The organism is Pedobacter montanisoli (assembly GCF_022809115.1).
Classification (GTDB): domain Bacteria; phylum Bacteroidota; class Bacteroidia; order Sphingobacteriales; family Sphingobacteriaceae; genus Pedobacter; species Pedobacter montanisoli.
On record NZ_JALGBH010000002.1, the window covers coordinates 944,727 to 965,896 of the forward strand.

General features: G+C 36.8%; 20 protein-coding genes. 9 read left to right on the plus strand and 11 right to left on the minus strand.

Annotated elements, in window-relative coordinates; genetic code table 11:
- Positions 1–29 precede the first annotated feature (29 nt).
- Both MMF97_RS11905 and mnmE read right to left on the minus strand, forming a co-directional pair.
- Positions 30–1,169, minus strand: coding sequence for a helix-turn-helix domain-containing protein (locus MMF97_RS11905; RefSeq protein ID WP_243362600.1), 1,140 nt, complete (start codon positions 1,167–1,169; stop codon positions 30–32).
- 34 nt (positions 1,170–1,203) lie between these two features.
- On the minus strand, positions 1,204–2,562 hold the full coding sequence (gene mnmE, locus MMF97_RS11910) for a tRNA uridine-5-carboxymethylaminomethyl(34) synthesis GTPase MnmE (protein WP_243362601.1): 1,359 nt from the start codon (positions 2,560–2,562) through the stop codon (positions 1,204–1,206).
- A gap of 90 nt (positions 2,563–2,652) precedes the next feature.
- Here mnmE and MMF97_RS11915 point away from each other — a divergent pair, with 90 nt between their 5' ends.
- Positions 2,653–3,792: an AI-2E family transporter gene (locus MMF97_RS11915; RefSeq protein WP_317228609.1), complete on the plus strand. Its 1,140-nt coding sequence runs from the start codon at positions 2,653–2,655 to the stop codon at positions 3,790–3,792.
- Positions 3,793–4,329: 537 nt separating this feature from the next.
- Here MMF97_RS11915 and MMF97_RS11920 read toward each other — a convergent pair.
- Both MMF97_RS11920 and argS read right to left on the minus strand, forming a co-directional pair.
- On the minus strand, positions 4,330–5,097 hold the full coding sequence (locus MMF97_RS11920) for a sulfite exporter TauE/SafE family protein (protein ID WP_243362602.1): 768 nt from the start codon (positions 5,095–5,097) through the stop codon (positions 4,330–4,332).
- 472 nt (positions 5,098–5,569) lie between these two features.
- A complete protein-coding gene (argS, locus tag MMF97_RS11925; RefSeq protein WP_243362604.1) occupies positions 5,570–7,342 on the minus strand; it encodes an arginine--tRNA ligase in 1,773 nt (590 codons plus the stop codon).
- Between the two features lie 399 nt (positions 7,343–7,741).
- On the opposite strand from argS, the gene MMF97_RS11930 reads away from it, so the two are divergent.
- The 6 genes from MMF97_RS11930 to MMF97_RS11955 all read left to right on the plus strand — a co-directional run bounded on the left by MMF97_RS11930 (position 7,742) and on the right by MMF97_RS11955 (position 14,725).
- Positions 7,742–9,181: an arginine deiminase family protein gene (locus MMF97_RS11930; RefSeq protein ID WP_243362606.1), complete on the plus strand. Its 1,440-nt coding sequence runs from the start codon at positions 7,742–7,744 to the stop codon at positions 9,179–9,181.
- A 25-nt stretch (positions 9,182–9,206) separates the two neighbouring features.
- Entirely contained in the window at positions 9,207–10,118 is a 912-nt protein-coding gene (gene ctlX / locus MMF97_RS11935; protein WP_243362607.1) for a citrulline utilization hydrolase CtlX, read from the plus strand.
- A gap of 497 nt (positions 10,119–10,615) precedes the next feature.
- Positions 10,616–11,101 carry a MarR family winged helix-turn-helix transcriptional regulator gene (locus MMF97_RS11940; RefSeq protein ID WP_243362608.1) on the plus strand — a complete coding sequence of 162 codons (486 nt, stop codon included), beginning with the start codon at positions 10,616–10,618 and terminating at the stop codon, positions 11,099–11,101.
- Positions 11,102–11,161: 60 nt separating this feature from the next.
- Positions 11,162–12,049, plus strand: a complete 888-nt coding sequence (locus MMF97_RS11945) for a DMT family transporter (RefSeq protein ID WP_243362609.1) — start codon at positions 11,162–11,164, stop codon at positions 12,047–12,049.
- A 192-nt stretch (positions 12,050–12,241) separates the two neighbouring features.
- Positions 12,242–13,633 carry an arginine decarboxylase gene (locus tag MMF97_RS11950; protein WP_243362610.1) on the plus strand — a complete coding sequence of 464 codons (1,392 nt, stop codon included), beginning with the start codon at positions 12,242–12,244 and terminating at the stop codon, positions 13,631–13,633.
- Between the two features lie 456 nt (positions 13,634–14,089).
- Positions 14,090–14,725 carry a sterol desaturase family protein gene (locus MMF97_RS11955; protein WP_243362611.1) on the plus strand — a complete coding sequence of 212 codons (636 nt, stop codon included), beginning with the start codon at positions 14,090–14,092 and terminating at the stop codon, positions 14,723–14,725.
- A gap of 11 nt (positions 14,726–14,736) precedes the next feature.
- Here MMF97_RS11955 and MMF97_RS11960 read toward each other — a convergent pair whose 3' ends face one another.
- Positions 14,737–15,981 (minus strand): ABC transporter permease, encoded by a 1,245-nt coding sequence (locus MMF97_RS11960; protein WP_243363308.1) that lies wholly within the window; start codon positions 15,979–15,981, stop codon positions 14,737–14,739.
- A gap of 163 nt (positions 15,982–16,144) precedes the next feature.
- Between MMF97_RS11960 and queA the strand changes: the two genes are divergently transcribed.
- Together queA and MMF97_RS11970 are read left to right on the plus strand one after the other, a co-directional pair.
- Positions 16,145–17,194: a tRNA preQ1(34) S-adenosylmethionine ribosyltransferase-isomerase QueA gene (gene queA / locus MMF97_RS11965; RefSeq protein WP_243362612.1), complete on the plus strand. Its 1,050-nt coding sequence runs from the start codon at positions 16,145–16,147 to the stop codon at positions 17,192–17,194.
- Positions 17,195–17,315: 121 nt separating this feature from the next.
- On the plus strand, positions 17,316–17,981 hold the full coding sequence (locus MMF97_RS11970; protein WP_243362614.1) for a 2-C-methyl-D-erythritol 4-phosphate cytidylyltransferase: 666 nt from the start codon (positions 17,316–17,318) through the stop codon (positions 17,979–17,981).
- 51 nt (positions 17,982–18,032) lie between these two features.
- On the opposite strand, the gene MMF97_RS11975 is transcribed toward MMF97_RS11970, so the two are convergent.
- The 6 genes from MMF97_RS11975 to MMF97_RS12000 all read right to left on the minus strand — a co-directional run bounded on the left by MMF97_RS11975 (position 18,033) and on the right by MMF97_RS12000 (position 20,980).
- Complete coding sequence (locus MMF97_RS11975; RefSeq protein ID WP_243362616.1) at positions 18,033–18,185, minus strand: lmo0937 family membrane protein; 153 nt, start codon at positions 18,183–18,185, stop codon at positions 18,033–18,035.
- 153 nt (positions 18,186–18,338) lie between these two features.
- Positions 18,339–18,560 carry a DUF2795 domain-containing protein gene (locus MMF97_RS11980; RefSeq protein WP_243362617.1) on the minus strand — a complete coding sequence of 74 codons (222 nt, stop codon included), beginning with the start codon at positions 18,558–18,560 and terminating at the stop codon, positions 18,339–18,341.
- 97 nt (positions 18,561–18,657) lie between these two features.
- On the minus strand, positions 18,658–19,206 hold the full coding sequence (locus MMF97_RS11985) for a cob(I)yrinic acid a,c-diamide adenosyltransferase (protein WP_243362618.1): 549 nt from the start codon (positions 19,204–19,206) through the stop codon (positions 18,658–18,660).
- A gap of 101 nt (positions 19,207–19,307) precedes the next feature.
- On the minus strand, positions 19,308–20,066 hold the full coding sequence (locus MMF97_RS11990) for an ABC transporter ATP-binding protein (protein ID WP_243362619.1): 759 nt from the start codon (positions 20,064–20,066) through the stop codon (positions 19,308–19,310).
- Positions 20,067–20,117: 51 nt separating this feature from the next.
- Positions 20,118–20,408, minus strand: a complete 291-nt coding sequence (gatC, locus tag MMF97_RS11995) for an Asp-tRNA(Asn)/Glu-tRNA(Gln) amidotransferase subunit GatC (protein WP_243362620.1) — start codon at positions 20,406–20,408, stop codon at positions 20,118–20,120.
- Positions 20,408–20,980 (minus strand): lysophospholipid acyltransferase family protein, encoded by a 573-nt coding sequence (locus MMF97_RS12000; protein ID WP_317228610.1) that lies wholly within the window; start codon positions 20,978–20,980, stop codon positions 20,408–20,410. The genes gatC and MMF97_RS12000 overlap by 1 nt, the downstream gene beginning before the upstream one ends.
- Positions 20,981–21,170 lie beyond the last annotated feature (190 nt).

Genomic DNA, 21,170 nt, shown 5'->3' on the forward strand with positions numbered 1-21,170 from the left:
ACTCATTTTTTGAAAATAATTTGATTTTGCTAAGCTTGCTTTCTAAAATCGGTAGGTGTTTTTCCTGTATATTTTTTGAAGGAAGTATTAAAAGAAGATTTTGAATTAAAACCAACCTGGTACAAGATTTCTAAAACAGTCAGCTCCTTTTGAGATGGATCTTTTAAGATTTGTATTGCTTTTTCAATTCTATATTCATTTACGAAATCGAAAAAGTGTTTATCCATATACAGGTTAATCAAAGTAGATAAATCTTTAACAGGCATTTTTACTTGCGCTGATAAATCCTGAATAGTTAATGAAGAGTCCAGATAAGGTTCCTTTTCCACCATAAAGTTTTTTAAGAATTCTATTTCCTTATTTTTATCTTCAACGGGTAAAGGGCTGTTTTTTTGTTTCGCAACAACATCTGTAATAGGTTTCAGATCGGCATCCACTCCCCTAAAAAATTCTGGTTTATTTAACGCAACAAATAAATACCAGCACGTACAAAATAAAAATGCAAATCCATCAATGCAAACAATCCAAGCTCTGATTTCGACCTCGCCCCAACCAAAAATAAAAGTAACCAGCCATCTTATAAGAACGATGAAATGTAAAGCGTAATATAGAATTGTTATTTTATAAAGTGCATTAAGTTGAGAAATATTGGGATTTGTATAATTCTCAAGATAGACCGTTTTGGACTTTCTAATCGTCAAAAATGATGCAATAAAATACACTTGAAACAGCAATTCGAAAAGAAAGTAAAAGAATTGCATTAACGGTTTGTCAAGCATTCCATTTATAAAATTTATTTTCGAAGTTCTATCAACAAAATAAATTCCCCACATTAAATACAAATTGAAGGCAACAAATGGAATGGTATGCAATAAATGTTTCGGTTTTAATCTAAAATTGGCGTAACAAACAGACAAAACATAGAGGTAAAATGATGCTGGAACCAGATAATTAATAGTCCAACGAAAAGCCTCGAGATTGATATGATTAACAGGAAATTCTTGTGTCAAAAATTTGATTGCATCTACTGCATTTGCAAAAAGAAAAAAAGCAAGCAGGCAATTTGAAAGTCTGTGCTTAGTTTTTACGGTAATCAAAAATAGGGCAAGCAAAAGTACCATGAAGATCCCAATAGAGGAAACCAGATGAAGAAAGTTGAACTTGTCCATATTGTTTTAATGCAGGGCAAAGTTGCTTAGCAACCTATTTTCCGATACAAAACTTGGTAAAGATATTATCTAACAGATCATCAGTGGTAACGGTACCAGTAATCTCACCCAGGTAGTGTAGCGCCTGTTTAATATCCATCGCGAGAAAATCTGAAGTAACCGGATTGTGGATGTGCATCAACACGTTATTTAACGAATTTTGCGTATGCTTTAGCGCTTCTACATGGCGGATATTGGTAACCAGAGTTTCGCTGGTATTGATATGGCTCAGGTTTACCTTATTTAATAAAGCCTGCTCTAAGGTATCGATGCCTATTTTGTCTTTAGCTGAGATCAGCAGTGCTTCTAATTCCTGGTATTTGTTCTTTTTCTGAGCATCTAACAATTCGGCTTTATTTACCACAAAAAGATAAGGAATCTGCTGTTGTGCCAAGCCTTCTAATTGCTTTAATACATCAGCCTCATCTTCTTGTGCATCAACTAAATAAATAATCAATTTAGCCTGCTTCATTTTATCTAAGGTGCGCTCAACACCTTTGGCTTCGATAATATCGGCCGTTTCGCGGATACCTGCCGTATCAATAAACCTGAAAACAACCCCGTTAATGTTGATCTCATCTTCAATGGTATCGCGGGTGGTTCCCGCAATATCGCTTACAATAGCTCTTTCTTCATTTAAAAGTGCATTGAGCAAGGTAGATTTACCTACATTGGGTTTTCCGGCAATAACTACCGGAACACCGTTCTTAATTACGTTACCTATTTCGAAAGAGTGGATCAGGCGTTGCAATACCTTATTGATTTTTTGGATAAGACTTTCTAACTCTGCCCGGTTGGCAAATTCTACATCTTCTTCTGCAAAATCAAGCTCCAGCTCTATCATACTGGCAAAATGGATCAATTGTGAGCGTAGGTCTTTCAATTCATTGGCAAAACCGCCACGCATCTGCTGCATGGCCACATCATGCGAGGCCTTGCTGTTAGAAGCAATCAGATCGGCTACGGCTTCGGCCTGGCTCAGGTCAAAGGCACCGTTTAAGAAAGCCCTTAAAGTAAATTCGCCGGGTTTGGCTGCTCTGGCACCTTTGCTGATCAGCAGGTTAATGATTTGCTGAATAATGTAATTGGAACCATGGCAAGAGATTTCTACCACATTTTCTTTGGTATAAGATTTAGGGGCAATAAATAAACTTACAACTACCTCATCTATAATTACATGATCGTTCTTAATTAAACCAAAATGTAAAGTATGGCTTTCCTGCTTTTCGAGGTCTTTGCCCGAAAACACCTGATTGGTTAAACGAACGGCATCGGGTCCTGATAAACGGATTACGCCTATGGCACCGCTACCGGGAGGCGTAGATAATGCAATGATGGTATCTGATGTAATCATAAGCTACAAAAGTAAGGCTTTTTATTGTTAGAATAATGTAATTGCTGCTTTAAGCAAAGGTCTTACCAAACATTTTATCTATATTTAGTGTTGAACAGAAAACTATTTTCCGTATTTATGACCAATAACCAGTACCCGCTTACCGTAAGAAGATCCATAGAATTATTAGGCATAACTTTAATTGCTTTCCTCTTAGTAGTTGGAAAAGATGTAATTATGCCCGTAATTATGGCATTTTTCATCAGTATATTATTATTGCCTGTTTATCGTTTTTTACGCAAGTATAAAGTGCCCGAAGGTATAGCCATCTTTTTGCCTATTTTACTGGTTTTTGTGTTTATAGCAGGGATAGTCTGGTTCTTTTCGGCACAGATTGGGGTGTTGGTTAACGATTTTCCCCAGATTAAAGCCAATGTAGCGGTGCACCTGAGATCTTTGCAAGACTGGATCAGCAGTTTTACCGATTTCTCTATAGCCAAGCAGGAAAAATTCATCAATGAAAAGAGCGATGATCTGTTCAATATAGCAGGAAAAGTAGCCAGCGGCGCCGCAGTAACCCTAAGTAATGTGTTTATTTTTGTGGCCCTGATCCCTATTTACATTTACCTGATCCTCTTCTACAAGAGCATACTGCTTAAATTTGTGTTTATGTGGTTTAAGGTAGAGCACCATCCACGAGTTAAAGAAGCGGTTTACGAGTCTGAAGCCATCATAAAAAACTACTTGGTAGGTCTGTTAATCCAGATTACCTATATGACTATTTTATTGGGTGGCGGTTTGGCTTTATTCGGCATTAAGCATGCCTTGCTAATCGGGGTAATCTTTGCTATACTAAATCTGATACCTTACGTGGGCGCTTTAATCGGCAATATTTTAGGCTGTTTAATTACGTTGAGCTCTTCTACCGAGCTATGGCCGGTAATTACCGTATTATTGGTAATTGCCGTAGTACAGTTTTTTGATAACAATATTCTTATGCCGCATATTGTAGGCTCCAAAGTTCGGATCAACGCTTTGGTATCTATTTTAGGCGTGGTAATTGGCGGTGTAATTGCAGGTGTAGCGGGAATGTTTTTATCGATGCCTGTTATTGCCGTGCTAAAGGTAATTTTTGATCGCAGTGAGGGTTTTAAACATTGGGGTGTACTGTTAGGTGATGAAAGACCAACCAAAAGCCCCATGAGTTTTGGAGTAAGGAAAAAACCGAAGGATATAGAGATACAGCCTTAGGTGTTGGTTTTATAGTTGAATTGTTAGATCCTGAAATGGATTATCTTCAGTGAACTCGCTTAGGCGATTTACTTTGTAGCTTTCGTCAGCATCTCAGGCCTAAGCAACAACTCTGGTTCTACCTAAATCGGCCTTGGCTGATGCGGTAAGTAATAATTAGCCTATGCACAAAACTTTAAAGCATCAGGCGCAGCCGAGAGTTTTTTGTTACTTTTTGCGGTTAAAAAGTAAGAGCCTAGCGGCGGCGAGCGAAAAGAAGCATTAATACCTATTTGAGTCTGCCCTACTATCTTCTACATTTTGATAACTTGTTTTAAACTGACTTCGGGAAGTTCAATGTGACAGATCCTTTTATCATACCGACTTGATTCAGCATCTTACCTCAAGAGATATAGACCCTAAAATGAATTTACTGTGTAGCTTTCCACTTCGCTCCAAGTCAGAGTGACGTAAATAACAGTCGTCATGCTGAACTTGGTTCAGCATCTTATAAAGTAACTACTCTGTACCTATGTAGTTAATCAAATCGGTTCAGCCCTATGCTTTCAAAAACACATCATAAGCAAAACGTAAAATAGTCCCAAAAACAACAATCAGGAAAAAAATACGTACAAACTTATTTCCTTTCAATAAAGCCAATTTAGCACCCAAAAAAGAACCTGCTATGTTAAAAACAGCCATGGGTATGGCAAATTGCAGAAGAATGTGGCCGCTATAAGCAAAATACAATAAAGCAGCCAGATTGGTACCCATGTTCACGATTTTGGCATGAGCACTAGCGCCCAGAAAATCGAAACCTAATGCAGCAATAAATACCAGAATAAGAAAAGAACCTGTACCCGGGCCGATCAAGCCATCGTAAAAACCAATGATCAGTCCGAAAACGGCTGCTAGAGCTACCTGTTTGGTGATAGTTTGCTGTTTATGCTGTTGCACGCCAAATTGCTTGTTGAAATAAGTATAAAGCGCTACAGCAACCAATACAACCAGAATAATAGGTTTGATCTGTGTATTGTTGATTTTACTAACCAAAAAAGCCCCTGAAAAAGAAGCGATAAACGCAGATAGTGTGCAGGCTATAAGTACCTTGTAATTGAACTTAACCTGTTTGGCATATTTAACAGCCGCAATGGTAGTTCCGGCCAATGAAGGAATCTTAACCGTTCCCAATAAAGTAGCTACTGGATATTGTGGTAAAATTAGGAAGGTTGCTGGAGTTTGCAATAAGCCGCCACCTCCTACTATAGCATCTATAAAGCCTGCACCAAAAGCGGCTAAGCATAACAAAATAATTTCTTGGTTCACGCTGGCAAAGTAAAAGATTTTAACGCAAATTATTTAGTCTTGATAAGTAAAGAATTTTATTATTGTTATGATGACTAGAATACAGACCCTGAAATGAATTTACTGCGTAGCTTTCCGCTTCGCTCCAAGTCAGTGTAACGGTAAATTCGGAATGACATAAAAAGACTCATGTCTGGCTCAACTTTTCAATTTATTGAAAGAGTATTGTCAGGCTGAGCTTGTCGAAGCCTACTTCCTACTAATTGTCTACATTTCAGGATGCTCAATGTGACAGCATGGTACTTCTAACGCCTAAGCAAAAGCCCTTCGTTCTACTAAAATCGGCATTGGCTGATGCGGTAGGCAGTAATTAGCCTATGCACAAAGCTTTAAAGCATCAGGCGCAGCCGAGAGTTTTTTGTTACTTTTTGCGGTCAAAAAGTAAGAGCCTAGCGGCGGCGAGCGAAAAGAAGCATTAATATCAATAAAAAGATTACATACGTTCAGGTACTTCAATACCTAAAATCTGTGTACCCCTTTTAATCACATCGGCAGTAAGTTTGCAGATATTTAATCTGTATTGCTTAACCTGTGCATTCTCTTCTTTGATGATAGGTGGCACTTCATGATAAAACTTATTGAAAAGCTTAGCCACCTCATATAAGTAATTAGCCATATAAGCCGGACTGTAAGCCTTGGCCGCTTCTGCAAGTTCGTGCGGATATTTGGCCAAAAGCATAATCAGCTCCAATTCGGTATCACTCAGCTGAGTAATAGCGGTTTTATCTATTGAAAACTGGTAATCTGCACGACTTAAAAGTGATTTGATCCTTGCGTGTGTATATTGTATAAAAGGTCCGGTGTTTCCCTGAAAATCGATAGATTCTGCTGGGTTAAACAACAAACGTTTTTTAGGCTCTACCTTAAGTAAGAAATATTTAAGCGCACCTAAACCAATGGTGCTGTACAAGGTTTCTTTTTCAGTATCGCTAAAATCATTGGTTTTGCCCAGTTCTTCGGTTTTTTGTTTAGCGGTTTCAACCATTTCGGCAATGAGGTCATCTGCATCTACTACGGTTCCCTCCCTGCTTTTCATCTTGCCACTTGGCAGATCCACCATACCGTAAGATAAATGGTGCAGCCCTTTTGCCCAGCTTTTGCCTAGTTTATCCAGAATGAGGAACAATACCTTAAAGTGATAATCTTGCTCATTTCCTACCACATAGATAGATTTATCCATATGGAAATCGTCATATTTCATTTGTGCGGTACCCAGATCCTGTGTAATGTAAACCGAAGTACCATCGGCACGTAATACCAGTTTTTGGTCTAAACCATCGGCAGTAAGGTCTATCCACACAGAACCGTCTTCTTTTTTAAAGAAAACATCTTTGCTTAAACCTTCTTCAACAATATCTTTTCCTAACAGGTAGGTATTACTTTCGTAATAGTATTTATCAAAATCTACACCTAGTTTTTTATAGGTTACATCAAAGCCCTCATAAACCCAGCCGTTCATTTTTTTCCAAAGCTGAACTACTTCTTCATCGCCCTGCTCCCATTTCAATAGCATCTGTTGTGCTTCTTTGATCAAAGGAGCATTCTTTTTGGCTTCTTCCTCGGTATTTCCGGCTGCTACCAGCGCTTCTATTTCCTTTTTGTATTCTTTATCAAAAACCACATAGTATTTACCCACCAAATGATCGCCTTTTAAACCAGTGCTTTGCGGGGTTTCGCCATTGCCCCATTTCTGCCAGGCCAACATCGACTTGCAAATGTGAATGCCCCTATCGTTAACCAGATTAACTTTTACCACATCATAACCATCAGCCTTAAGCAGTTCTGATACGGCATAACCTAACAGATTGTTACGGATATGGCCTAAGTGCAAGGGCTTATTGGTATTTGGTGATGAGTATTCTACCATTACTTTCTGTCCGTTGAGCTTTACGCTCAGGAAATCATCGGCCAGTAATTGGTTATTGAACAGATTTATCCAGTAGCTTTGTGCAATACTTAAATTTAAAAAGCCTTTTACCACGTTAAAGCCTTCAACTTCTTTAACGTTTTCCTGTAAAAACTTTCCAAGATCATCAGCTGTTTGCTCAGGAGATTTCTTTGAAAACCGTACCAATGGAAACACTACGATGGTAACCTGCCCTTCAAATTCTTTGCGGGTTTCCTGTAAATTGATCACTGTTTCGTCTATATCCTGATTGTAAAGATGCTTTACGGCATCTTGCGTAGCTGTAATGATAAAATTCATAGCTTCAAAAATAGAGAATAATGCTGAAACCCTGAAAAAGTTTTAAAACTTGCATTTCAACAACTTGTTCCGAACTAACTTCGGGAGGCTCAATGTTTAGGGTATAGACACTGAAATAAATTAAGAGCGACGGTAAATTAAGGAATAGGATTAAAATCGTCATGCTGAACTTCCCGAAATCTCGGGACAGGCTATTTCAGCATCTAAATGTAGAAACCATTTCCCTTTGTCAGGCCGAGCCTGTCGAAGCCTATGCTGCTGGTTACTACATTTTCCCGAACCGACTTCAGGAGGCTCAATGTGACAGGTAGCTCTAACACAATACAACAAAAACCTTAAAAATTGGCACTTCAAAAAAAAAGGATAGCTTTGTAGATAACTCAAATTAATCATCTAAGTATGCATAACAATAACTTTAAAATTGGCGTAAATACAGAAATTGGTACACTGAGAAAACTATTGGTACACAGTCCAGACAGCGGTTTGGGTAAAGTAGTGCCTTCTAAAGCACAAGACTGGCTCTTTGAAGATATTGTACACCTTGACACCATTCGCAAGCACGAATACGATTACTATATTAAACTGTTAATGTACTTTTTAGACCCTGCAAAAATTAAAGGTAAGCTTAATGAGATTGATGCAGAAGAAAACAAGCGAGGCTTTTTTAAGCCCAATCATCCCGCTTTTCATAATTCTGAGCATGTAATTGAAATACAGAACTTATTGGCCGATGTTTTGGCCGATGATTCTATCCGTAAAAAACTAACTGCCGCGGTATGTGCCATTGAAGGTTGTACCTATAACTTACAGTTAAAATTAACCAATACCAATCCTAAAGAACTTGCAGAAATCTTTATATCGGGCTCTATGGCCGATGATACCATGATTTTTGCCCCTATACCCAACTTGATCTTTACCCGCGATGTGGGTACCACCATCAACAACCATATTTTATTGAACAAACCAGCCAAGAAAGCCCGCGTTCGCGAAACCATGCTGATGCGTTACATTTTCTTTAACCACCCTTTCTTTGCTGCATACCGTAACAACATTTTAGAAATCCCTGATCCTACCCAACACTTTTTAAGACCAGGAGATGAACCTGCTTTCAGAACCACTTTAGAAGGCGGCGATGTAATGATGGTAAGCAAAAACCATGTGCTGATTGGTGTAAGTGAGCGTACTTCTGAAGAAGGTGCCAATGAAGCCATTAGATTACTGTTTGAAAACAATGTGGTAGAAAAAGTAACCGTTGTTAAAATACCTGCAAAACGCGATTATATGCACTTAGATACGGTATTTACACAGGTAAAACGCGATACATGGGTTATTTTGCATTCTATTGCACATTCCCCAAAATACAATGAACTGGAACCAATCAATTTTCTGAAAGAGCCAGAAAAATTAGAAACCACTACAGCCATACAATTTCATAAAGACAAACCGGGACAACCTAAATATTTTGAACATGTAGAGGCTTTATTGAACGATATTAGTCAGAACGATTTAGGTAGTCCTACACCTGCCAAAATCATCTACAGTGGCAATAATGTATTCCCGTACGATTCGAGAGAGCAGTGGACGGATTCTTGTAACCTGTTGGCCTTGAAAGAGGGCGTTGTGGTAGGCTATGACCGTAACGATAAGACCGTTGAAGCATTTAAAGCCAATGGCTTTGATATAGTGAACGTTAAAGACTTGGTAGCAGATCTAGAAAGTGGTAAAGTATCACCAGAAACGCTTACAGATACATTGATATTGATGCCATCGGCAGAACTTTCAAGAGCCAGGGGTGGTTTTCACTGTATGAGCTTACCTATTTTGAGAGATGACATTTAGTAATTTACCATAACTCTAAACGTACATGCAAACCACCAATCATATCTTAATGATAAGACCGGTAGATTTTAAATACAATGAACAAACTGCCGGAAACAATAAATTTCAGATCGCTACAGAACAAAACGAAGTGCAGAAAAAAGCACTTGAAGAATTTGATCAGTTTGTAGAAACACTGAGAAAGAATGGTGTAGACGTGACTGTAATTGACGATACCTTAGAACCTTCTACACCCGATTCTATTTTCCCTAATAACTGGATTTCATTTCATGAAGACGGCTCTGTTTACCTCTATCCAATGTTTTCGCCCAACAGGCGTGGCGAGCGCAGAAATGATATTTTAGACAATTTAGCCAATAATTTTGAATTGAACCATATTGCAGATATCAGTTTTTACGAAAAACAGAACATCTTTCTGGAAGGCACAGGCAGTATGGTGTTAGATCGTGAGAACAAGATAGCCTATGCTTGTTTAAGTGTAAGAACAGATGCTGAAGTACTGGACAATTTCTGTATGATCACTGGCTACAGGCCTGTGTCTTTCCACGCCGTAGATCAGAGTGGTTACCCTATTTACCATACTAATGTAATGATGTGCGTAGCCGATAAATATGTGGTAATCTGCTCAGAAAGCATTGCAGACGATCATGAACGTGAATACGTATTAAACCAGATAAAAAATACCGGTAAAGAGATCATAGAAATAAATTACGAGCAAATGAACCATTTTGCAGGTAATATGTTACAGATCAGAAATGCTAAAGATGAACCACTTTTAGTCATGTCAGAACAAGCACTTAAGGCACTTACTAAAGAGCAGGTTGCTAAATTAGAAGCATACAACCGCATCATCAGTTCGCCTCTGTACACCATTGAGCAAAATGGGGGCGGCAGTGCACGCTGCATGCTGGCAGAAATACATTTGCCCAAAAGATAAGATTGAACTTTAAAGAGGTGCGTAAAGCACCTCTTTTCTTTAAATACCCAACTCATTTTGCATCTTATTTGAAATATAGACTCTGAAACCAGTTCAGAGTGACGTTTAATATAGGGTTAGTGCAATGCTAGGAAGAGAAGCGTCATCCTGAACTTGTTTCAGTATCTTACTTGGGTAAATATAGACCCTGAAACAAGTTCAGAGCCAGCCTCGATTTTCGGGGGTGACGTAAATAACAATTGTCAGGCTGAGCCTGTCGAAGCCTCTTTTTTGAAGCAATAATAAAGCGCCCATGATAAGATCATTAAGAAAAATTAAACCCTTGTAAAACAAGTTTAGATAACAAAGAGTAATTAGAACAATCTAACTTCCATAACTAGATTATTCTAACCTTTGTGCTTCTCTTTTCTATCTTAAAAGTCATTTTTATAAAATCCATCTCCATATACGTAACCAGTTACGATTATTTTATTTAGATTTGTAACCAGTTACATTTTATGAAAAAGAAAGACTTTTTAAAAGAATTGGAATTAATGGCTTTGATCAGTCGCATAAAACGCCTGTGCGACGATCTGCAGTACAGCACTAAAGATTTCTACAAAAGCTTACAGGTTGATATAGAACCTAACTGGAGCATCATCTTCCTTTTGTTCAAAAAATACGGTACTTTAACCATTACCGATATATCAGAATATTTAAGGCAATCGCACCCGGCCGTAATCAAAGTTATCAATAAAATGAAAACCGCGGGTTACATCAATTCAGTAACTGATGAGAAAGACTCACGCAAGCAGATCCTCTCCCTTTCAGATAAAGCCCTTAAAGCATTTCCTGAATTTGAACAATACTGGAACGCCTGTGTAGCAACCATGAAAGAAATTACTAATGACTGTCCTAACTTTTTAGAAGATCTGGGAAAGATAGAGCAAAAAGTACAAGGGAGCAGTTATAAGGAAAGAACATTAAGGAATTTACAGCTATAAATCACCATTTAAACAGCCTTACTAAATTCAGATAATTAAAGATTTTAACCCGATACCACAATGCACAAAATCAAAGGCTATGCTTTAGCCATTATTTCAGCCGTTTCTTATGGATTAATTCCACTTTTTGTCTTGCCGATAAAGACAGCAGGTTTCTCTTTAGACACCACATTGTTTTACCGTTTTTTCATTTCGGCCTTATTTATTTTAGCCTACCTCTTGTATAAGAAAGAAAGTCTTAAAGTAAATTTTAGGGAGTTTTTCATTCTCCTTACCTTAGGTCTTTTTTATGCCCTATCAGCAGATTTACTTTTCTTGGGCTATGATTATCTTTCGCCCGGTGTAGCTTCAACTATCTTATTTGTTTATCCAGTTATTGTAGCTCTGATCATGGTATTCTGGTTTAAAGAAAAGATCGGTAAACTTACCATTTTATCATTATTTATCACATTGATTGGTATTCTTATCTTAAGTGCTAAAGATTCATTACTTGATATCAGGTTTTTAGGTCTGTTCATTACACTCTTATGTGCGGCTTTATATGCTTTATATATTATTATTGTAAATAAAGCTAAAATCTCAGGTTCAGGTACCAAGATCACTTTTTATTCGCTCCTGTTTTCTTCATTATATTATTTAGTTAAAACCTCAATAGCGGGAGAAAGCCTGTTGATACCCCATACAGATCTTCTGTTCAACTTCATTTTGTTTGCATTGGTAACCACTGTTTTTTCGGTACTGGCACTGGTTCATGCCATAAAGCTTATAGGTTCTACCCCTACTTCCATTTTAGGAGCATTAGAGCCTGTAGTGGCAGTTTGTATTAGCGTAATCTTATTTGGCGAAGATCTTACCTTAAACCTGATAGCAGGTGTTTTACTTATACTTGTCGGCGTAATCATTAATATTGTTGCAGACAGCAGAAAAAATAAAACGAATGTGGAATAAATTACATCTAAATTATAAAGCAAAAAAACAACAATAACCGGCTCATTATTAGATTAAAAAGCAAAAAAAACAATATAGACAACATTTGTTTTTAGATCAACATTATCAAATTATAATTGTTTATCATAAAAAATTAAAAACACATCCTTTTTATTCAATTTAAAATTACATTTTTGCAAAAATTTTTAAACGATGCAGAGTTACGCAGAATTTCTTGATCTTAGTGTTGGCTTTCCGCAGGAGGGTTTCAATATCATAGACGATGAATTGTATTTCCATGACCTTAACCTTATGGAGATGATTGAAACTTATGGTACGCCATTACGTTTTACTTACCTGCCCATGGTGAGCAAGAAAATTCAACAAGCAAAATTGTTGTTTCAGACCGCTATCATTAAAAATAATTACCGTGGTAATTATAAGTATTGCTACTGTACCAAAAGTTCACATTTTAAGCATATTATAGAAGAAGCCTTGAAAAATGACATCCACTTGGAAACGTCATCAGCTTTTGATATGCCTATTATCGATTCTTTGGAGAAAAAAGGCGCTGTAAATAAAGATACTACCATTATCTGCAACGGTTTTAAAACCTATCAGTATAAACAATATATTGTTGATATGCTACATGATGGTTTTAAGAACATCATCCCTGTTTTAGATAACAAAGAGGAGTTTAACCTGTACGATGATGAAATTGAACTGGATGAACCATGTAATTTGGGCATACGTATAGCTGCCGAAGAGCAACCAGATTCGCAGTTTTATACTTCACGTTTAGGCGTGCGCATGGAGGATGTAATTGATTTTTACAATAACAAGATTGCATCAAACCCTAACTTTAAAGTAAAGTTACTACATTTCTTTATCAACTCAGGTATTTCAGATACCCCATATTACTGGAACGAGCTTGAGAAATATGTAACGCTTTACTGCAAATTCAAAAAAATCAATCCCGATTTAGATACGTTAGATATTGGTGGTGGTATGCCATTTAAAGACAGCTTGGTTTTCGATTTTGATTACGAGTACATGGTAAACGAAATTGTAAAACGGATCAAAGAAATCTGTGCAATACACGAAGTGATCGAACCGGATATCATTACCGAGTTTGGTAAATACACCGTAGCTGAGGCATCGGGTATTTTATATAAGGTATTGGGCCGTAAGCAACAGAACGACCGTGAAAGATGGTTAATGTTAGATGGTTCTTTTATTACCAATCTTCCGGATGTATGGGCCTTGAACCAGAAATATGTTCTATTGCCCATCAATAATTGGGATGCAGAATATGAGCGTGTAAACTTAGGCGGTATTACCTGCGATGGACAGGATTATTACAACCAGGAAGCACATATGAACAGTGTATTTATGCCTAAAACCCGTAAAGTGCAGTATTTAGGTTTCTTTAACACTGGTGCTTACCAAGAAGTTTTAAGCGGTTATGGGGGTATACACCATTGCCTGTTACCAAGTCCTAAACATGTGATCATAAGACGCAATCGTGATGAGACCTTTAACTTTGAGGTATTTGGCGAAGAACAAAACAGTAAACAAGTATTAAAGATCTTAGGCTACAGCTGAGCAGATCAGTAATCCAGATATAAAATCCCTTATTGCATAAAGAACAGTAAGGGATTTTTGTTTATAATAGGAAGTAACAGTAAAAGTTATGTCGGGCTGAGCTTGCCGAAGCCTAATCATCTACATTTCGATAACAGTTTCTGCATCGGATAAAGGATCCGTCATGCTGAATTTAGTTCAGCATCTTTACTGTAATTAGACCATGAAATAAATTCAGGGTGACGCTAAACGGGACTTCGTCATGCTGAACTCTCCCCTGTGTCAGGCTGAGCCTGTCGAAGTCTAAGTTGTTGAACATTTACATTTCGACAATTTGTCCCGATACTTCGGGAAGCTCAATGTGACAAGGCAGTTTTATTTAACAATTAATCAGTGTAACAACCCACTGTGATAGGGTTCAATTTTTTCATAAACAAGAAAGCTGTCAAATTGTTATTAAAAACAAAAGGGCGCTTTATGGAAAAAACAATACATAACAAAGGACAGGCCCGTTTATTTGAACACCCTGTACTGGAAATGCTAACCAAAACCCGCCCATGGGTTATTTACTGCATATATATTCCTATTTGTGCATTTTTTATCTATTATTCCTATACACGTTATCACATCAGTAGTCTCAATATATTTATATTGTTTATGGTAGCGGGATTAAGCTGGACTTTGGTAGAATACTTGGCACATCGCTATTTATTCCATTTTGAAGCGAAAAGTGCTTTAGGCAAACGCTTGGTTTATCTTTTTCATGAAAATCATCATGAATATCCACGTGATACTATGCGACTTTTCATGCCACCGGTTCCAAGCCTGATCATTTCAAGCGTGGTATTTTTGGTATTTGCCGCTTTATCGTGGCTGCTTACCCATACCATAGCTTATGGATTGATCTATTTTTCTGGTTTTATAATTGGCTACCTGATTTATGTTTCCATGCATTATGCCATACATGCCTATGCCCCACCTAGATTTTTAAAAAGACTATGGCGAAACCATCAGTTACATCACTACAAATATCCAGATAAAGCTTTTGGGGTAAGCTCTAACTTCTGGGACAGAGTATTTGGAACACTTCCACCCCAAAAAGTAAACGAATAAATTTTTAAATATTAACTTCTTATCGCTTCAACAGGATTTAATCTCGAGGCCGAATAAGCAGGCCATATACCCGAAATAATACCAATAGCTACAGAAACACCTATACCCAGCATAATATTATTGAAGTATAAGACGACTTGAAAACTACCCGCACTATTGACCACAAGCGTACCTAAATAAACAAGAAACAGACCGCATAAGCCGCCTAATAGGCACAGTACAACCGATTCAAAGACAAACTGTAACAGAATAAAGTAATTACGGGCACCTAAAGATTTCTGGATACCAATGATATTGGTACGTTCTCTTACTGATACGAACATAATATTTGCAATACCAAAACCACCCACTAAAATAGAGAAACCACCAATAATCCAGCCACCTATATTTACGGCGCTAAACATTACATCCAGCTGATTAGACAGCATGGTAGTTTTGTTCAAAGAAAAATCATCTTCCTGCCCCGGTTTTAAACGTCTGATAGCTCGCATCTGCCCTTTTAATTCGCTTTCTACCTCTTCAAAAGCGATATTTTCTTTACCTCTTACTGTAATTTGGGGATTGTATCTTTCGCTATTGATATCAAATATCCCTCTTGCAAAACTGATCGGGATCAGTATGTTTTTATCTTGCGACATGCCCAGCATATCTTCACCTTCTTTTTTGAAAACGCCTACTACGGTAACCCTTCTGCCCAAAACCTTGATCTGTTTACCTATAGGATTTTCTGAACCAAATAAACCATCTGATACGTCAGCACCTAAAATACAAACCGGAGTTGCAGAACTACCCTCGCCCTCTGTAAAATAACGCCCTTCCTCAAATTCCAAATTCCAGGTTTTATCATATTCTTGTGTAGCCGCATTAATAGAAATACCCTCTACAGAATTACTTCTATAAACCACTGTACGATTGCCGGTAGAAGCTTCAAAACAAACACCCTCGGCATTTTCCATACGTTCTTTAAGACTTAAATAATCACGATATGAAGGATCGGGGCGATTAATATACTTCCACCATGGAAAATTGTCGCTGAATATCCACGGCCATTTTTGCACAAAAAGTGTATTTGAACCTAATTTATCTACACTGCTTTGAATTTTATTGCGCATAGTATCTACTCCGGTAAATACCGCAATAATGATAAAAATACCAATTGTAATACCTAATAGTGATAATGCTGTACGTAATTTGTTTTGTCTCAGTGCATCCCATGCAAATCTGAAACTTTCGCCTATTAGTCTAAATATTAATATCATATACTCTATGACCAAAAATTGATAAAAAGGTTACAGATTAAATCAAAAACTTTTTGCTGCTCTGTTTTTGCAGGGTAATATACAAACTTTGAACCTTAAACTTTAAAAAACCAATTTATATTTCGTAACTTCGCACCCTAATTTACTTTATCAAAATAAAATGAAATTATCTCAATTTAAGTTTAATTTACCAGATTCACTTTTGGCCAACGATCCTGCCGAAGAAAGAGATGAAGCACGTTTAATGGTTTTACACAAAGATACCGGCAAGATTGAACATAAGATTTTCAAAGATGTTTTAGACTATTTTGACGATAAGGATGTAATGATCTTAAATAACACCAAAGTTTTTCCTGCCCGTTTATACGGTAATAAAGAAAAAACAGGTGCTACCATCGAAGTATTTTTATTACGGGAATTAAATAAAGAGTTACGTCTTTGGGATGTATTGGTAGATCCTGCCCGTAAAATTCGCGTAGGAAATAAACTTTACTTTGGAGATAACGATTTATTGGTTGCCGAAGTAGTAGATAATACTACATCTCGCGGACGTACAATCAGATTCTTATTTGATGGTACTGAAGAAGAGTTTAGAAGAAATGTTGAAATTTTAGGCGAAACCCCTCTCCCTAAATACATTAAAAGAAAAGCAACCGAAAAAGACAAAGAACGTTACCAGACCATTTTTGCTAAACACGAAGGTGCTGTTGCTGCTCCAACTGCGGGTTTACACTTTAGTCGCGAGTTAATGAAACGCCTGGAGTTAAAAGGTATTGAGTTTGCAGAGGTTACTTTACACGTAGGTTTAGGTACTTTCAGACCAGTTGAAGTTGAAGATCTGACCAAACATAAAATGGATTCAGAGCAATTTATTATCGATCAGAAAGCTGCAGACATTGTAAATAAAGGCTTAGAAGAAAAAAGAAGAATTTGTGCAGTGGGTACAACTTCTATGAGAGCAATAGAATCTGCGGTATCGGCCAATAAAACATTAAAAGCCGCTAACGACTGGACTTCTAAATTTATTTTCCCTCCATACGATTTTAATATAGCGAATTCAATGATCACTAATTTTCACACACCAGAATCTACCCTTTTAATGATGGTAGCTGCATTTGGGGGTTATGATCATGTGATGAATGCTTATGAGGTAGCTGTTAAAGAGAAATACCGTTTTTACAGTTATGGCGACGCCATGTTAATTATATAACATAAAAAACGTAAATTTAAGAGGTTGTTTAAAGCAAATAAGGAAAGCTGTTCTGATATAGAACTTAATAAAGCCTTAATTGTTATTTAAACATCCTCTTTTTTTATGGGATTTTTTTGATATGAAGCATTACGCAATAATTGTAGCAGGTGGCTCGGGTAAAAGGATGCAGAGTAATGTGTGTAAGCAATTTCTGATCTTAAATCATTTGCCTATACTAATGCATACCATTAACGCTTTTTATCATACTATTTACAAACCTGAGATTATATTAGTTTTAGGAGTTGATTCGCAAGGTTACTGGGCAGATCTTTGTAAAGAATACAACTTTGAAGTTCCTCATCAGATAATCAGCGGTGGCGAGCAACGTTTTCACTCTGTTAGAAATGGTTTGTTAGCGATAAAAGATGAAGGTATAGTAGCCATACACGATGCTGTACGTCCTTTGGTGAGTAAACAGCTGATTGAAAGAATGTATGAACAGGCTGCAGAAAACGGCAATGCAGTTCCTTATGTAAAAACCAGCGATTCGCTAAGACAGATTTATAACAATACCAGCAAGATTGTAAACCGGGAACAGTATGTAATGATACAAACTCCCCAGACTTTTATAACAGACCAGTTAAGAAAGGCCTACCAACAAAACTACAAGCAAATGTTTACAGACGACGCTTCTGTGGTTGAAAACGCTGGCTTTAGGATCAATCTGGTTGAAGGCGAAAGAAATAACCTTAAGATCACTTATCCCGAAGATCTTAGAATAGCTTCTTTTCTTTTAGAAAATTAAAAAAACAGGCTGTTACTTAATAAGCAGCCTGTTTTATATTAACCCCTCACATTATGCCGACCCTCTTATAATTCTAAGTAAAACGGCAACAATAGCTATTACCAATAAAATATGAATAATGCCACCCGTGTAGTAGCCTCCAAAAAAACTAACCGCCCAGATAATTACCAGGATTACGGCTATTAAATACAATAAATTTCCCATTGTTTTGTGATTTAGGTTTAATAAATATTATAAATGCAATTTGTTATGCGATTAAGTTTATAACACCAAAACACAAAAAATGTTCTTATCATAAAAACAAAAAGCCCTTCTTGCCATAGCAGAAGGGCTTTTTTGAATAAATTATATCAATTATTAATATTCGTCCTCGTTAAAGAAGAAATCATCTTTGGTAGGATAATCAGGCCAGATCTCTTCAATGGTTTCGTATGGCTCTCCATCGTCTTCTAATGCCTGTAAATTTTCAATAACCTCTACCGGCGAACCTGAACGAATTGCATAATCAATTAACTCATCTTTTGTTGCAGGCCAAGGAGCGTCTTCCAAGTGCGATGCTAGTTCTAATGTCCAATACATATTTGTAAATTATTAATTCCTCAAAAATCTATTTCTCGCAAAAGTATGTTAAAAAAAATGAGCAAAGCAAATATTTTTTTCCACCATTTTACTTTATCTACATTCTGGGTTCCCAAATGTTTTCTTTTGCCCCAGTGTCGTAACTTAATTTTCGTGCCAAAACAAATAAAAAATCGCTTAACCTGTTTAAATAAATCGTAACATTCTGATCTACATAGCTATTTTCTGACAATTCTACTACTAATCTCTCGGTCCGGCGACAAACACAGCGTGCCAGATGCGCAAAAGATGATACAGTAGTACCGCCAGGTAAGATAAAATGTTTTAAAGCAGGCAAATTCTCATTCATTTTATCTATTCTTTCTTCCAGAAAGCTGATGTCAGAAGATAACAGGTCAGGTATTTTTTTTCTAGAACGTTCAGGATCTGAGGCCAGTGAAGAGCCTATGGTAAACAAACGGTCCTGTATTTCCTTTAATACCTTTGCATCTTCTTCATTTATTTGTTCACTTGCTATTAAACCGATGTATGAATTCAATTCATCTACAGTTCCATAAGCTTCGATACGTAAATGATATTTAGGTACCCGGGTACCTCCTATTAACGAGGTTTGTCCCTTATCTCCTGTTTTTGTATATATCTTCATTACAGTTCTATCTTGCTGAAAGATATAAACAAAAATGCTTTTTTCTTAAAAAAATCGATGTTTTACAATAGCAGAAGGCTTTTTTTGATTTTAAAATTACACTATTGTATATTTTCAAAATCGTTACCGCTCTCTTGAATAGCCTGTAAACGTGGAGAAACCGATTTAATATCTGTATTTACATAATCGTTCTCTATTAAACCATCTCGCATACGTACAATACGGTGTGCATGTTGTGCAATATCTTCTTCGTGGGTAACCAATATGATGGTGTTACCTTTACTGTGAATTTCTTCAAGTAAGCCCATAATTTCAACAGAAGTTTTGGTATCTAAGTTCCCTGTAGGCTCATCTGCCAAAATAATTGAAGGATTATTGATTAAAGCTCTGGCTACTGCAACTCTCTGGCGTTGGCCACCCGATAACTCATTAGGTTTGTGCATTACCCTTGTACCTAAGCCAACACTCTCTAAAGCGGCCTGTGCTCTGTTTTCGCGATCTTTCTTTTTTAAACCGGCATAAATTAAAGGTAGTGCCACATTGTCTAATGAAGTAGATCTTGGCAAAAGGTTAAAGGTTTGGAAAACGAAACCTATTTCTTTATTACGCACATCTGCAAGCTGATTCTCGCTCATGTGGCTTACATTGGTGCCATTTAAAATATATTCACCTTTGGTTGGTGTATCTAAACAGCCTAATATATTCATTAAAGTAGATTTACCTGAACCAGAAGGTCCCATCAATGCTACGAATTCACCTTTTTTAATACTAAGACTTACCGATTTTAATGCATGGATAACCTCTGTACCAATAACGTATTTACGGCCTATATCTTTGATGTCAATTAGTGATTCTTGCATAATGTTTTTTTATCTAAGACAATTAAACCCTCTGTTATGTTACAAGTAAACTTATTTTTCTAAAATTTTTGGAACCATGAAATAGCTTTCGTTATGTAAAGCCGCATTTTCTAAACCGGCTTTTGTGGTAATTTCATGTTTTACCACATCTTCACGCCAACGGTTTTCTTCTACATTCATGTATACCAGCGGCTCTACCTCTGTAGTATCCAGTTCATTTAACTTTTCCATAAAAGTTAAAATTTTGGTCATCTCGGTTACGTTCTGCTCTATCTCTTCCTCTTTAATAGCAATACGGGCCAGATCAGCAACTTTTAAAACGGTATCTCTATCTATTTTCATTATAATTTACTGTTTATGATCGCATAAACCTGATCGCGCAAATTTTCATCTGTTTGATCTGCTAATATATTGGTTAAAATTGGTTTATGCACATAAATATCTACAATACCGGGTCTTGAGCCATATTTCACACCGTCATCCCACATAATTTGCCATAAGTTTTGAATACTTACGGGTACAACCGGGATTCCTTTCTCTATCGCCAACCTGAAAGGGCCATTTTTAAAATCCTGCAAAACGGGAGGATATGAATTATCTATCCTTCCCTCAGGAAAAATAATTAGGCTCATGCCTTGGTCTAAATTATCAGCAGCCCGTTTAAATGCCTTGAATGCTCCAATCTTACTTTCCCTATTCACCGGAATATCAATAGTTCTGAAAAAAATACCCAATACCGGGTTTTTCATCAGCTCTTCTTTGCCCATAAAATGGTAAGCTCCTCTTGCTAACAGGCAAAAAGCCAGTATATCAAGATTTGAAGTATGATTGGCACAAAATATATAAGTCTGCTTTTTATTGAGCTTCTGCTCTATTTGAAACCTGAAAAATATACCCGATAAAGCACTTGTCATAAACGAGTGTATGGTCCTGAAAATATTTAGTGTACGATAAAAACGTTGATTTCTACTGAAAAGATAATAAAATGGTAAAAAAAGAATAAACAGAAGGAGGATACAAAACAGAAAATAAAAAAGGTGTATCTTTTTCAATAATCTTTTCATCGGCATCAAAAATATAACAATTATGTAAACCTACAACTTT